Origin of the sequence: Clavibacter lycopersici (genome assembly GCF_003576405.1) — a bacterium.
GTDB lineage: Bacteria > Actinomycetota > Actinomycetes > Actinomycetales > Microbacteriaceae > Clavibacter > Clavibacter lycopersici.
Map to the genome: position 1 here is coordinate 1 of NZ_QWGT01000070.1, position 12,332 is coordinate 12,332.

16 protein-coding genes are annotated in these 12,332 nt (G+C 72.1%); 13 read left to right on the forward strand and 3 right to left on the reverse strand.

Translation table 11 applies throughout. The features are described 5' to 3' along the window. From DZG00_RS06755 to DZG00_RS06800, 10 genes are all read left to right on the forward strand, one after another. A partial coding sequence (locus tag DZG00_RS06755; RefSeq protein ID WP_147359944.1) for a dihydrolipoamide acetyltransferase family protein occupies nucleotides 1–989 on the forward strand: 989 nt, incomplete at its 5' end. A 68-nt stretch (nucleotides 990–1,057) separates the two neighbouring features. Next, on the forward strand, nucleotides 1,058–2,011 hold the full coding sequence (locus DZG00_RS06760) for a metal ABC transporter substrate-binding protein (protein WP_119381628.1): 954 nt from the start codon (nucleotides 1,058–1,060) through the stop codon (nucleotides 2,009–2,011). Further along, complete coding sequence (locus DZG00_RS06765) at nucleotides 2,008–2,898, forward strand: metal ABC transporter ATP-binding protein (RefSeq protein ID WP_119381629.1); 891 nt, start codon at nucleotides 2,008–2,010, stop codon at nucleotides 2,896–2,898. The genes DZG00_RS06760 and DZG00_RS06765 overlap by 4 nt, the downstream gene beginning before the upstream one ends. After that, nucleotides 2,895–3,821: a metal ABC transporter permease gene (locus tag DZG00_RS06770; protein WP_119381630.1), complete on the forward strand. Its 927-nt coding sequence runs from the start codon at nucleotides 2,895–2,897 to the stop codon at nucleotides 3,819–3,821. The genes DZG00_RS06765 and DZG00_RS06770 overlap by 4 nt, the downstream gene beginning before the upstream one ends. After that, a complete protein-coding gene (locus tag DZG00_RS06775; protein ID WP_119381631.1) occupies nucleotides 3,818–4,261 on the forward strand; it encodes a Fur family transcriptional regulator in 444 nt (147 codons plus the stop codon). Before DZG00_RS06770 ends, DZG00_RS06775 begins: the two co-directional genes overlap by 4 nt. A 174-nt stretch (nucleotides 4,262–4,435) precedes the next feature. Further along, nucleotides 4,436–4,672: a 50S ribosomal protein L28 gene (gene rpmB, locus DZG00_RS06780; RefSeq protein ID WP_015491494.1), complete on the forward strand. Its 237-nt coding sequence runs from the start codon at nucleotides 4,436–4,438 to the stop codon at nucleotides 4,670–4,672. Then, entirely contained in the window at nucleotides 4,672–4,839 is a 168-nt protein-coding gene (gene rpmG, locus DZG00_RS06785; RefSeq protein WP_011187086.1) for a 50S ribosomal protein L33, read from the forward strand. Before rpmB ends, rpmG begins: the two co-directional genes overlap by 1 nt. A gap of 2 nt (nucleotides 4,840–4,841) precedes the next feature. Beyond that, on the forward strand, nucleotides 4,842–5,147 hold the full coding sequence (gene rpsN, locus DZG00_RS06790) for a 30S ribosomal protein S14 (RefSeq protein WP_015491493.1): 306 nt from the start codon (nucleotides 4,842–4,844) through the stop codon (nucleotides 5,145–5,147). Between the two features lie 131 nt (nucleotides 5,148–5,278). Then, nucleotides 5,279–5,566: an HU family DNA-binding protein gene (locus DZG00_RS06795; protein WP_012039622.1), complete on the forward strand. Its 288-nt coding sequence runs from the start codon at nucleotides 5,279–5,281 to the stop codon at nucleotides 5,564–5,566. Nucleotides 5,567–5,710: 144 nt separating this feature from the next. Continuing rightward, on the forward strand, nucleotides 5,711–7,690 hold the full coding sequence (locus DZG00_RS06800; protein WP_119381632.1) for a bifunctional copper resistance protein CopD/cytochrome c oxidase assembly protein: 1,980 nt from the start codon (nucleotides 5,711–5,713) through the stop codon (nucleotides 7,688–7,690). On the opposite strand, the gene DZG00_RS06805 is transcribed toward DZG00_RS06800, so the two are convergent. Together DZG00_RS06805 and DZG00_RS06810 are read right to left on the reverse strand one after the other, a co-directional pair. Further along, nucleotides 7,687–8,343, reverse strand: coding sequence for a DUF998 domain-containing protein (locus DZG00_RS06805; RefSeq protein WP_119381633.1), 657 nt, complete (start codon nucleotides 8,341–8,343; stop codon nucleotides 7,687–7,689). The two genes, DZG00_RS06800 and DZG00_RS06805, sit on opposite strands and share 4 nt — an antisense overlap. Then, a complete protein-coding gene (locus DZG00_RS06810) occupies nucleotides 8,328–9,032 on the reverse strand; it encodes a hypothetical protein (RefSeq protein WP_147359945.1) in 705 nt (234 codons plus the stop codon). The genes DZG00_RS06805 and DZG00_RS06810 overlap by 16 nt, the downstream gene beginning before the upstream one ends. A gap of 64 nt (nucleotides 9,033–9,096) precedes the next feature. Between DZG00_RS06810 and DZG00_RS06815 the strand changes: the two genes are divergently transcribed. Next, complete coding sequence (locus tag DZG00_RS06815; protein WP_119381635.1) at nucleotides 9,097–9,786, forward strand: hypothetical protein; 690 nt, start codon at nucleotides 9,097–9,099, stop codon at nucleotides 9,784–9,786. Then, a complete protein-coding gene (locus DZG00_RS06820; RefSeq protein ID WP_119381636.1) occupies nucleotides 9,779–10,075 on the forward strand; it encodes a transcriptional regulator in 297 nt (98 codons plus the stop codon). Before DZG00_RS06815 ends, DZG00_RS06820 begins: the two co-directional genes overlap by 8 nt. A 72-nt stretch (nucleotides 10,076–10,147) precedes the next feature. Here the strand turns inward: DZG00_RS06820 and DZG00_RS06825 are convergent, their stop codons facing one another. Next, a complete protein-coding gene (locus DZG00_RS06825; RefSeq protein WP_119381637.1) occupies nucleotides 10,148–11,146 on the reverse strand; it encodes an iron-siderophore ABC transporter substrate-binding protein in 999 nt (332 codons plus the stop codon). A 97-nt stretch (nucleotides 11,147–11,243) separates the two neighbouring features. Between DZG00_RS06825 and DZG00_RS06830 the strand changes: the two genes are divergently transcribed. Further along, complete coding sequence (locus DZG00_RS06830; RefSeq protein WP_119455484.1) at nucleotides 11,244–12,302, forward strand: FecCD family ABC transporter permease; 1,059 nt, start codon at nucleotides 11,244–11,246, stop codon at nucleotides 12,300–12,302. The last annotated feature ends 30 nt before the right edge of the window (nucleotides 12,303–12,332 follow it).

Sequence of the window (12,332 nt, forward strand, 5' to 3'; positions counted from 1 at the left end):
GCCGGCGTCGCCGCGCGGAGCCGGCCGCCGCCGCCCCCGCCGCCCGCCATGCCGCGCGTCCGGGCGCGCAGGCGGGGGCCCCCGCGGCCCGTGCCCCGCGTCCCGACTCGGTGCCCGCCGCGTCCGCCGTGCCGATCATCGCCAAGCCCCCCATCCGCAAGCTCGCGAAGGACCTCGAGGTCGACCTGGCCGAGGTCGAGGCCACCGGGCTCGTGGGCGAGATCACGCGCGAGGACGTCATCCGCACGGCGCAGCAGGCGAGCGTGTTCAAGAACATCGAGACGCCCGAGTGGCCGGACTCCCGCGAGGAGCGGATCCCCGTCAAGGGCGTCCGCAAGGTCATCGCCGCGGCCATGGTGCAGAGCGCGTTCCAGGCGCCGCACGTGAGCCTGTTCGTCGACGTCGACGCGACCCGCACGATGGAGTTCGTCAAGCGCCTCAAGGCGTCCACCGACTTCGCAGGCGTCAAGGTCTCGCCGCTGCTCATCATGGCGAAGGCGATGATCTGGGCCGTGCGTCGGAACCCCACCGTCAACTCCTCGTGGACCGACCAGGAGATCATCGTCCGCCACTACGTGAACCTCGGCGTCGCTGCCGCGACGCCCCGCGGGCTCGTGGTGCCGAACGTCAAGGAGGCGCAGGCCATGTCGCTCCTGGAGCTCGCCCGCGCGCTGGAGCAGCTGACGCTCACGGCCCGCGACGGCAAGACGAGCCCCGCGGACATGGGACAGGGCACGATCACGCTCACGAACATCGGCGTCTTCGGCATGGACACCGGCACGCCGATCCTCAACCCGGGCGAGGTCGCGATCGTCGCGCTCGGCACGATCAAGCAGAAGCCGTGGGTCGTCGACGGCGAGGTGCGCCCGCGTTTCGTCACCACGATCGGCGCGAGCTTCGACCACCGCGTGGTCGACGGCGACGTCGCGAGCCGCTTCCTGGCGGACGTCGCGAGCATCATCGAGGAGCCCGCGCTGCTCCTGGAGTAGTCGCCCGCATTCCACAGCGGGAGCGAGGTGGTGCTGATAGCGGTTATCAATACCGTATCGTCGGATCCATGAACCGTCGCCCCCTCACCGCCCTGCTCGCCGTCTCGCTCCTCGCCGTCCCGCTCGCGGGCTGCGCATCCGGATCCGGGTCCCCCTCCGACGACTCGTCTGCGTCCGCCTCCGGCGGCGGCACGCTCGAGGTCGTCGCCTCGACCGACGTCTACGGCGACATCGCGAAGCAGATCGGCGGCGACGACGTGAAGGTGACGTCGATCATCGACAGCCCCGACAAGGACCCGCACGAGTACCAGGCCACCTCGCGCGACCAGCTGGCGCTCTCCACGGCCGACGTCGTGATCCAGAACGGCGGCGGCTACGACGACTTCGTCGACACCATGATCAGCGCGCTGCCCGGCGGGAAGAGCCCGGTCCTCCTCAACGCGGCCGACATCTCGGGCTACGACCAGAAGCCGGCGGAGGGCGAGTTCAACGAGCACGTCTGGTACGACATGCCCACGATGAAGAAGCTGGCCGAGCAGATCGAGCAGGCCTTCTCGAAGGCCGACTCCGCGGGCGCCTCCACCTTCGAGGCCAACGAGCAGGCGTTCACCGCCAAGCTCGACGCCATCGCCGACGCCGAGGCGGCCGCGAAGCCCGCAGGCACCGGCAAGGGCGTCGCGATCACCGAGCCCGTGCCGCTGTACCTCACGGCGGCGATGGGCCTCGAGAACCGCACGCCGGACGAGTTCAGCGAGGCGATCGAGGAGGGCACGGACGTCCCCGCCGACGTGCTCAAGGAGACGCTCGCGCTCTTCTCGGAGAAGAAGGTCGCCGCGCTCGTCTACAACTCGCAGACCACGGGCGCCACGACCGACCAGGTCGTCGCCGCCGCGAAGGCCGCCGGCGTCCCGGTCGTGCCCGTCACCGAGACCCTGCCCGCCGACCTGCCCGCGGGCAGCGGGTACGTTGAGTGGATGACCGAGAACGTCGACGCCGTGGCCTCCGCGATCCGGGGATCGTGACCGGCGCACCCGTCCTGAGCCTGCGGGACGCGACGCTCGCGTTCGGCGCGCGCACCCTGTGGAGCGGACTCGACCTCGACGTGGCGCCCGGCGAGTTCGTCGCGGTGCTCGGCCCGAACGGATCCGGCAAGACCAGCTTCCTGAAGTCCGTCCTCGGCGCCCAGCGCCTCACGTCGGGGGAGATGCGCTTCCTCGACGAGCCGGTGCGCCGCGGTGCGCGGCGCATCGGCTACATCCCGCAGCAGAAGCTCATCACCGCGGCGACGCCCGTGCGGGCCCGCGACCTCGTCGGCTTCGGCGTCACCGGCCACCGCTGGGGGCTGCCGCTCAGCCGGCGGGCCGAGCGGGCCCGCGTCGACGAGCTGCTCGACTCCGTCGGCGCCACCGCATACGCGGACGCCCCGGTCGCGACCCTCTCGGGCGGCGAGCAGCAGCGGCTGCGCGTGGCCCAGGCCCTGGCGTCGGATCCGCGGCTCCTGCTCTGCGACGAGCCGCTCCTCAGCCTCGACCTCGGCCATCAGCGCGTGGTCAGCGAGCTGATCGACCGGCACCGCCGCGAGACCGACGCCGCGGTCGTGTTCGTCACCCACGACGTCAACCCCGTGCTCGACATGGTCGACCGGGTGCTCTACCTGGTGGGTGGGCGCTTCCGCATCGGCACGCCCGACGAGGTCCTCGACTCCGAGGTGCTGAGCTCGCTCTACGGCACGCCCGTCGACGTGGTGCGCGTGCGCGGTCGCGTCGTCGTGGTGGGCGCCACCGACGATCCCCACGGCCACCACTCGCACGACGACGAGGACCACGACCTGCACGGCGACCACGGGCCGCACGGCGTGCACGCGACCGACGCCCCCGGCGCGTCACCGGCCGACGGGAGGGCCGCGTGATCCACCTCATCGCCGACGCGGGAGACGTCTGGTCGCGCCTGTTCGACTTCTCCGACTACGGCGCGCTCGTCGCGCTGCTGCGCAACAGCATCATCGCGGGCGCCGTGCTCGGCGTCGTCGGCGGCCTCATCGGCGTCTTCGTCATGACGCGCGACCTCGCCTTCGCGGTGCACGGCGTGAGCGAGCTGTCGTTCGCGGGCGCCGCGGCGGCGCTGCTCCTCGGCGTGAACGTCGTCGGCGGATCCCTGGTCGGCTCCCTCATCGCCGCGATCGCCATCGGCGTGCTCGGCACGCGCGCGAAGGACCGCAACTCGATCATCGCCGTGATCATGCCGTTCGGCCTGGGCCTCGGGATCCTCTTCCTCGCCCTCTACGACGGCCGCGCGAGCAACAAGTTCGGCCTGCTCACCGGCCAGATCGTCTCCGTCGACAACCCGCAGCTCGGCTACCTCGTCGCCATCAGCGCCGTCGTCATCGTCGGGCTGGCCGTCGTCTGGCGGCCGCTCATGTTCGCGAGCGTCGACCCCGACGTGGCCGCGGCCCGCGGCGTCCCCGTGCGCCTGCTCTCCATCGTGTTCATGATCCTGCTCGGGCTCGGCACCGCCGTCTCCATCCAGATCGTCGGCGCGCTGCTCGTGCTCTCTCTGCTCGTCACGCCGGCGGCCGCCGCGATGCGGGTCTCGTCGACGCCCCGGGTGGTCGTCTCGCTCAGCGTTCTGTTCGCGCTCACGAGCATCGTCGGCGGGATCCTGCTCGCGCTCGGCAGCAGCATCCCCATCAGCCCGTACGTCACCACCATCTCGTTCGCCATCTACCTGGTCTGCCGCGGCATCGACGCCCTCCGGGCGCGCAGCGGCACGTCGGGCGGGACGCGTACCCTGGCGGGGCGGGGAGGATCGCCCGCCGGGAGGGCACGGGCATGAAGCGGAACACGTGGCAGCGCGAGGCCGTCCGGCAGGCGCTGGACGCATCGACGGAGTTCGTGAGCGCGCAGCGGCTGCACGCCAGGCTCCACGACGCCGGATCCCCGATCGGCCTGGCCACCGTCTACCGCGCCCTCGGCGACCTCGCCGCGGAGGGCGACGCCGACTCGCTGCAGTCGCCCGACGGCGAGGCGCTGTACCGCACGTGCGCCACGGGCGGCCACCACCACCACCTCATCTGCCGCGTGTGCGGGAAGACCGTCGAGATCGCGGCCGACGAGGTCGAGTCGTGGGCCCACGACGTCGCCGCGCGCAACGGCTTCACCGCTCCGAGCCACGTGGTCGACGTCTTCGGCCTCTGCGCCGAGTGCACGCGACGGGCGGCCGACGCGGCGGGCGACCCGACGGCCAGCACCTCCGAGGCCCCCGCATCCGCATGATCCCGGGCCCTCGGCTTGCGCCCGGGCGTGTCGTCGCGTAGCCTCGATCCTTGGCCGAGCGGCTCATCCGCTCGCATGTGCGCCCATCCCCCTCTCTCGAGAACCGGGGACGGGCGTGCCGACAAGAAATCTTGGGTAGGGCGGTCTCGCCCTACGGTACCTACGGAGGAAACCATGGCAGCAACCTGCCAGGTGACCGGCGCCGTCCCCGGCTTCGGACACAACATCTCGCACTCGCACCGGCGCACCAAGCGCCGCTTCGACCCGAACGTGCAGAAGAAGACGTACTACGTCCCCTCGCTGCGTCGCAACGTCAAGCTCACGCTCTCCGCGAAGGGCATCAAGGTCATCGACGCCCGCGGCATCGAGTCCGTCGTCAAGGACCTCCTCGGTCGTGGGGTGAAGATCTAATGGCCAAGCAGCAGGACGTCCGTCCGATCATCAAGCTCCGCTCGACGGCTGGCACCGGGTACACGTACGTCACCCGCAAGAACCGCCGCAACAACCCCGACCGCCTCGTGCTGAAGAAGTACGACCCGGTCGTCCGCAAGCACGTCGACTTCCGCGAGGAGCGCTAACCATGGCCAAGAAGAGCAAGATCGCCCGCAACGAGCAGCGCAAGGTCATCGTCGAGCGGTACGCCGCGAAGCGCCTCGAGCTGAAGAAGGCCCTCGTGGACCCGAACGGCACCGACGAGAGCCGCGAGGCGGCCCGCGCCGGCATCCAGCGCCTCCCGCGCGACGCCTCGCCCGTCCGCGTCCGCCAGCGCGACGGCATCGACGGTCGCCCCCGCGGCAACCTGTCGAAGTTCGGCATCTCCCGCGTGCGCTTCCGTGACATGGCCCACCGCGGCGAGCTTCCGGGCATCACCAAGTCCAGCTGGTAGGTTCCAAGCGGCCGTACGGCCGATCGGACCGCTGACGGCCTCTTCGGCTCGCACGGTCCGCTGACGTAGACAGACACCATCCACCACACGGCCGCTCGAGAAGAACGGCACCAGGTCCGAGGAGGACACCCATGGCTGACAAGTCACTCAACCGCACCGAGCTCGTTGCCGCCGTCGCCGCGGAGTCGGGCCAGAGCCAGGCCGCCGTCAACGGCGTCCTGGACGCGCTCTTCTCCACCGTCGCGACCAACGTCGCCGACGGCGTGAAGGTCACGATCCCGGGCTGGGTCGCGTTCGAGCAGACGGCTCGCGCCGCGCGCACGGGCCGCAACCCGCAGACGGGTGAGCCCCTCGAGATCAAGGCGTCCAAGGGCGTCAAGGTCTCCGCCGGCAGCAAGCTCAAGGCCGCCGTCAAGTAGTCCTCCTCACCACACGCCCAGCGGGGGCGCCGACTCCGGTCGGCGCCCCCGCTGTCGCGTTCCCGGGGTGCGCCGATCCCCGTGCCCGTGCCGATCCCGACGGCCAGCCGGCCGTCAGGACACGCGAGCTAGGCTGATCTCCTCATGCCCAGACTCCTCCGCGTCGCGGGGCCCGCCGCCCTCCTCATCGTCGCGTTCCTCTCGCTGCTGGCCGCGCTCGCCATCGGCGGAGGGGCCGCCCCGCAGCTGCTCGAGGACGCAGGTCCCGTGGTCCGCTACGGGCTGCCCGCCGCGAAGATGATGGTGAACATCTCGGCCGCCACGGCCATCGGCGCCCTGCTGCTCGCGGCCTTCGCCCTGTCGCGGAAGCGCCCCGAGTACGGGCGCGCGCTCGACATCGCGGCCGCGGGAGCCGCCCTCTGGACGGTCGCCTCGGCGATCACCGCGTTCTTCACGTTCCTCAGCGTCTCGGGCACGCCGTTCTCGTTCAGCTCGGAGTTCGGCACGAGCCTCGGCCTGGTGCTGACGCAGATCTCCGTGGGCCAGGCGTGGCTCGCGACCACGCTGATCGCCGCGACCGTCACGGTGCTGTGCTTCGCGGTCCGCAACCACACGGCCATCGCGTTCGTGCTCGTGGTCGCCGTCGGCGGACTCGTGCCCATGGCCCAGCAGGGCCACGCGGGCGGCACCGAGGGCCACGACGCCGCGGTCAACGCGCTCGGCCTGCACCTCGTGTTCGCCGCGGTCTGGCTCGGCGGGCTCCTGACGATGGTGCTGCTGCGGTCGAAGCTCGACGGCGACCGGCTCGTGCCGGTGCTGCGCCGCTACTCGGCGGTCGCGCTGGTGTGCTTCGTGGTCGTCGCGGCCTCCGGGTACGTGAGCGCGGAGATCCGCGTCGGCTCGCTCGACCGGCTGCTCACCGCGTACGGGCTGCTGGTGCTCATCAAGGTGGCCGCGCTGCTGGCGCTCGGGCTCTTCGGCGCCGCGTACCGGCGGGTGCTCATCGGGCGGCTCGAGGAGCGCGGATCCACCGCTCGCGGCCCGTTCTGGTGGCTCGTCACCGCGGAGCTCGCGTTCATGGGCGTCGCGTCCGGCGTGGCCGCCGCGCTCGCCCGCACGGCGCCGCCCGTGAGCCAGGTCGTCGCGACGCAGCTGCCGGATCCGACGCCCGCGCAGATCCTCACCGGCGAGCCCCTGCCGCCCGAGCTGACGCCCATGCGCTATCTCACCGAGTGGAACTTCGACCTGCTCTGGATCCTGCTGTGCGCCTTCGGGATCTTCTTCTACCTCGCCGGCGTGCACCGCCTCCGCAAGCGCGGCGACGCCTGGCCGCTGCACCGCTCGATCCTCTGGGTCGCCGGCATGATCGGCCTCTTCTACATCACCAACGGCGGCGTGAACGTCTACCAGAAGTACCTCTTCAGCTCGCACATGCTGGCGCACATGGTGCTCGCCATGGTCATCCCGCTGCTGCTGGTGCCGGGCGCCCCGGTCACCCTCGCGATGCGCGCCATCCGCAAGCGGCAGGACGGCAGCCGCGGGGGCCGCGAGTGGATCCTCATGGCCGTGCACTCCAGGTTCGCCGGCTTCGTGGGCCACCCGATCGTGGCGGCCGTGCTGTTCGCCGGGTCGCTGCTCGTCTTCTACTACTCGCCGCTGTTCAGCTGGGCCACGACCGACCACATCGGGCACCAGTGGATGATCGTGCACTTCCTCATCGTCGGGTACCTCTTCACGCAGAACCTCATCGGCGTGGACCCGATGCCCGTGCGCCTCGCCTACCCGATGCGCCTGCTGCTCCTGCTCGCGACCATGGCGTTCCACGCGTTCTTCGGCCTGTCGCTCATGACCGGCACCGGGCTGCTGCTCGCCGACTGGTTCGGCGCCATGGGGCGGCCGTGGGGCGAGTCGGCGCTGGCCGACCAGCAGGCCGGCGGCGGCATCGCGTGGAGCATCGGCGAGATCCCGACGGTGGTCCTCGCGATCGTCACGGCGATCATGTGGAGCAAGAGCGACAAGCGCGACTCCGTGCGGTACGACCGCAAGGCCGACCGCGACGGCGACGCCGAGCTCGAGGCGTACAACCGGAACCTCGAGGCGCTGCAGGCGGCGGAGCGGCGCTAGCCGAGACGTGCGCGACGCGCGGCGACGAGCACGGTGATGCCCGCCATCAGCTCCCACGCGGTGACGGTGTAGACGGAGCCGCGCTCCCAGACCCCGTCGACGTCGGATCCGCCGAGCGTCTGCAGCAGGGCGAGCGCGACGAGGCCGATGACGCCGAGGGCGACGCTCGCGACGCGGAAGGCGCGCGCGGCGCCGATGCGGCCGGATCCGATCCCCGCGACGATCGACGCCGCGTTGCCGGCGATGATCGCCATGCCGGCGCCGACGACGTGCATCCAGCCGATGCCGCTCGCCGCACTCGAGGCGCTGCCGTGGATGAGGCCGACCACCGTGATCCCCACGGCGTGCACCGCCGCGAGGGCGACGAACGCGCGACGCGGGCCGGCCCGCAGGGCGCGGGCGGCGATGACGGCGGCCAGCAGGTAGAGGACGCCCTGCAGGATGAAGCCCGCGTTCATCACCGCGTGCAGCGGCGAGTCGATGGCGCGACCCTGGTACTCGGCGACGTCGGGCACGCCGAGGTCGCTGATGTAGTCGGCGGAGTAGCTGTAACCGGGGAAGGCGGACGCGGCGATAGCCTCGGTGCCGACGTAGACGACGCCGGCGGCGATCCAGGCGAGGCCGGCGGCCGCGGGGATCAACGTGCGTTCCACGTCACGTCCCCTTCCGCGAGCACCGGGTAGAGGCAGGTGCCTTCGTCGGGGAACATCGCGCTCGGGACGGTCAGCATGACATGGGCGTCCCCGTCCTGGAGGAGGCTGATGCCCCACGACCGGGGGAAGCTCGTGATGCGGCCTTCGCCCTGGCCGGGCTGGAAGGAGCCGAAGGACGCGACCTTCGTGAACGCATCCGGCAGGCACCCCACGATGGGCGTGAACGGTCCCGTGAGCAGGTGAGTTCCGATCGACTCCGGCACGTCATCGAAGCCGGTGAGGCGCACCTCGAGATCGTGGGCGCGCCCGACGTCCGTGACGGTGATGTGTCCGGCCTCACGTCCTCCGGCGGAGGGCCGCGTGAGGACGCCGGAGGCGATCTCGACGGGGCCTGCAGCCGTCGGGGTGGAGCCCGATCCTCCGAGGATCTTCGGCGCGGGCGGATCCGTCGGGGCGGGGCGGGCTAGGTCCGGGGACGACGGAACGGCCGTCGAGACCGGGGATGCGGTCGTCCCGGCGGTGCAGCCGCCGAGGGCGAGCATCAGCGACGCGGCTGCCATCCCGGCGAGGAGCGCACGCGGAAGGCCGTGCGGCGGACTCATCCTGTGGGGGTCGGGCATGCGTCGATCATCGTCGAGACCCAGCGCGGGCACATCATCCTGACGAATGCCATTGACACAGCAAAGCACTTTGCGTTACAAAGTAGCGAGGGCGGGAGCCCGGCGGGCGAGGGTCGTCCGCGGAGAGGCAGCGATGGACCAGGCGGCGCACACGCACGACACGGCGATCGACGACGACGGGCCCGCGCCCGACCCGCGGGAGATGCACGCGCTCATGGAGGACCAGCGCCGGGTCGCGGTCGACGCGCAGATGTCGTTCGTCTGGGTGATGGAGGTCTGCTGGGGCGTCGCGTGGATCCTCGGGTACACGGCCCTCTGGCTCATCGACGGGTCGGACGCGGTGAGCCTGCCGCTGCCGGTCGCCGTCGGGATCTTCGCGGGCCTCATCGCCCTGTCGAGCATCGTGAGCATCGTGCTCGGGATCCGCAACGCCCCGGGAGTCGAGAGCTCGCCCGAGTCGGCCTGGCAGGGGCGCGTCTACGGGATCAGCTGGTCGGTGGCCATGGTCTCGGTCTACGTGCTCGGCATCGGCCTGGCATTCAACGACGCACCCAGCCGCCTGCTGTCGATCTTCTACACGTCGGGCTTCTCGTTCGTCGCCGGCCTCATGCTGCTGTCGACCGCCGCGCTCTTCCACTCGCGCTCGTCGCTGCTGCTGGGGTCGATCCTCGTGGTCGCGGCGCTCGCGGCCCCGTTCGCCGGCTACCCCGGCAACTACCTCGTGATGGCCGTCGTGGGCGGAGGGGCCTACCTCGTGACGGGGATCGTGGCCGCCCTGCTCGCCGGTCGCACGCGCCGCTCGCTGCGAGCCCGCCTTGCCTGACCTCGACCCCGTGATCCACGCGCAGGCCCGGCTGCGCATCGTGGCGGCGCTCGCGACGCTGGACGCGGGGGAGGCGCTCGCCTTCCCGCGGCTGCAGGAGATCCTCGACATGACGGCGGGCAACCTGTCGACGCACCTCCGGAAGCTCGAGGACCCCGGCTACGTGGAGGTGCGGAAGACGCACGAGGGGCGACAGCCCGTGACGTACCTCGCGCTCACGACCGTCGGGCGCCGCGCGTTCGAGGACTACCGGCGGGCGCTCACCGCGATGCTCGACGCTCCGACGTGACCCGCCCCGCATGACGGAGGGCCCGCCGCGCTGCGTGCGCGACGGGCCCTCGAACGTGGTGCGGGATCCGGATCAGGACGTGGCGGTCTCCAGCAGCGGCACGAGCTGGTCGAGCGCGTATCCGGTGGAGAGCGTCGTGCCGATCGAGTACGCCGAGGAGAGGTCGCCGTCGATGACGACGGAGTGCCCGGCCGCCACAGCGGGGATCGCCTGCCACAGCGGGTCGTCGGTGATCACGGCCTTGTCGATGAAGATCGGGAACGCCACGATCAGGTCGGCGTCGAGGAGGTCGAGCTGCTCCGAGGAGATGTCGACCGAGAAGCCGCCCGAGTTGGCGGGCAGGCCGGCGACGGTCGGGCTCTGCTCGAAGCCGAGCTTCTCGAGGAACTCCACGCGCTCGCTGCCCTCGACGTATGCACCCCACCCCTCGCTGGTCTTGGTGGCGGCCGTGACCGTCTTGCCCTCCCAGTCCGGGTGCGCGGCCGCGACCTCGTCGAAGCGCTGGTCGACGGCCTCGAGGAGGGCGTCGCCCTGGTCCTCGCGGCCGAGGGCCTCGGCGATCATGTCGACCTGGTCGTCCATGTCGGTGAGGTAGCTGTCGGCCCCCTCGGGCACGCCGATGGTGGGGGCGATCTGCGAGAGGCGGTCGTAGCGGTCCTGGTCGCCGGAGCCCTTGGTGTCGAGGATGAGGTCGGGCTTCAGCGCCGCGATCGCCTCGTAGGAGGGCTCGAGCGTCTCGATGAGCTGCGGCTCCTCCGTGTAGAGGCCCTGCGCCCACGGGCCGACGCCGTCCGCGTCGGCGCCGAAGCCGAGCCAGTCGGACGCGCCCACGGGCTGCACGCCGAGCGCGAGCGCGGTCTCCGCGTCGCCCCAGCCGAGCGCGACGACGCGCTTCGGCTCGCTCGGCACGGTGACCTCGCCGAACTTGGTGTCGACCTGCACGGGGAAGGCGCCGGTGGCGGATCCGGATGCGGGCGGGGCGGTGGAGCCGGTGTCGCTCGCGGAGCTGCACCCGGTCAGGGCGAGCGTCGCGACGGCGACGAGGGCGAAGCCGGTGGTGGGGAACCTCATGGTGCGGGGCCTCTCGGTGGAGCGTGGGTGACGGGCCGGTGTGGATCCCGTCAGGCAAGGGCAGCCTAACCTAACGGCCAGGTAGGCTGTGCGGGTCATGTCGCTCCGGGTCCTCGCGCGCGCCTCCGCCCCCGACGCCCCCGAGGGCCGGGCCCGGAGCGGCCTCTCGCGCTCGGCCGGCCTCCTGCTCGCGGTCGGCGTGCTCGTGCTGGCGTGCCTCGCGAGCATCGCGGTGGGGTCGCGCGACATCCCGCTCGGCGCCGTCGTCGACGCGCTCGCCGGGCGCCCGCGCGACCCGGCCGAGCTCGTCGTGATCCTCGACCTCCGCGTCCCGCGCACCCTCGTCGGCCTCGCCGCGGGCCTCGCGCTCGGGGTCGCGGGCGCGCTCATCCAGGCCGTCACGCGGAACCCGCTGGCGGATCCCGGGATCCTCGGCGTCACCGCCGGCTCGGCGTTCGCGGTGGCCATCGCGACGGGCGTGCTCGGCGTGACCGCCGTGAGCGGTTACCTCTGGTTCGCCTTCGGCGGCGCGCTCGTGGCCGCCGTCGTGGTCTACGTCGTGGGATCCGCGGGGCGCGGCGGCGGCGATCCCGTGCGCCTCACGCTCGCCGGCGTCGCCCTCGGCGCGGTTCTCGCGGGGGTCACCTCGGGGATGCTGCTGGCGGATCCGCAGGGCTTCACCGCCATGCGCGCGTGGGAGTCGGGCTCGCTGCAGGACCGCGGCTGGGATGCGCTCGTGCCGGTGGCGCCGTTCCTCGCGGTCGGTGTGCTGCTCGCCGCGCTCATCGCCCGGAGCCTCGACGCGGTCGCGCTCGGCGACGACCTCGCGCGCTCCCTCGGGGCGAACGTCGTCGTGGTGCGGGCCGTCGCGGTGGTCGCCGTGACGCTGCTCGCGGGCGGGGCGACGGCGATGGCCGGGCCGATCGCCTTCGTCGGGCTGATGATCCCGCACATCGCGCGCTGGATCGTCGGGCCCGACCAGCGCTGGATCCTCGCGTACACGATCGTGCTCGCGCCCGTGCTGCTGCTGGCCGCCGACGTCGTGGGCCGCATCGTGCTGCGCCCGGCCGAGCTGCCCGCCGGGATCGTGACCGCCGTGCTGGGCGCGCCCGTGCTGATCCTGCTCGTGCGCCGGCAGAGGGCGTCGGGGCTGTGAGCGCGCCCGCCCGCGCCGGACGCCGACCGG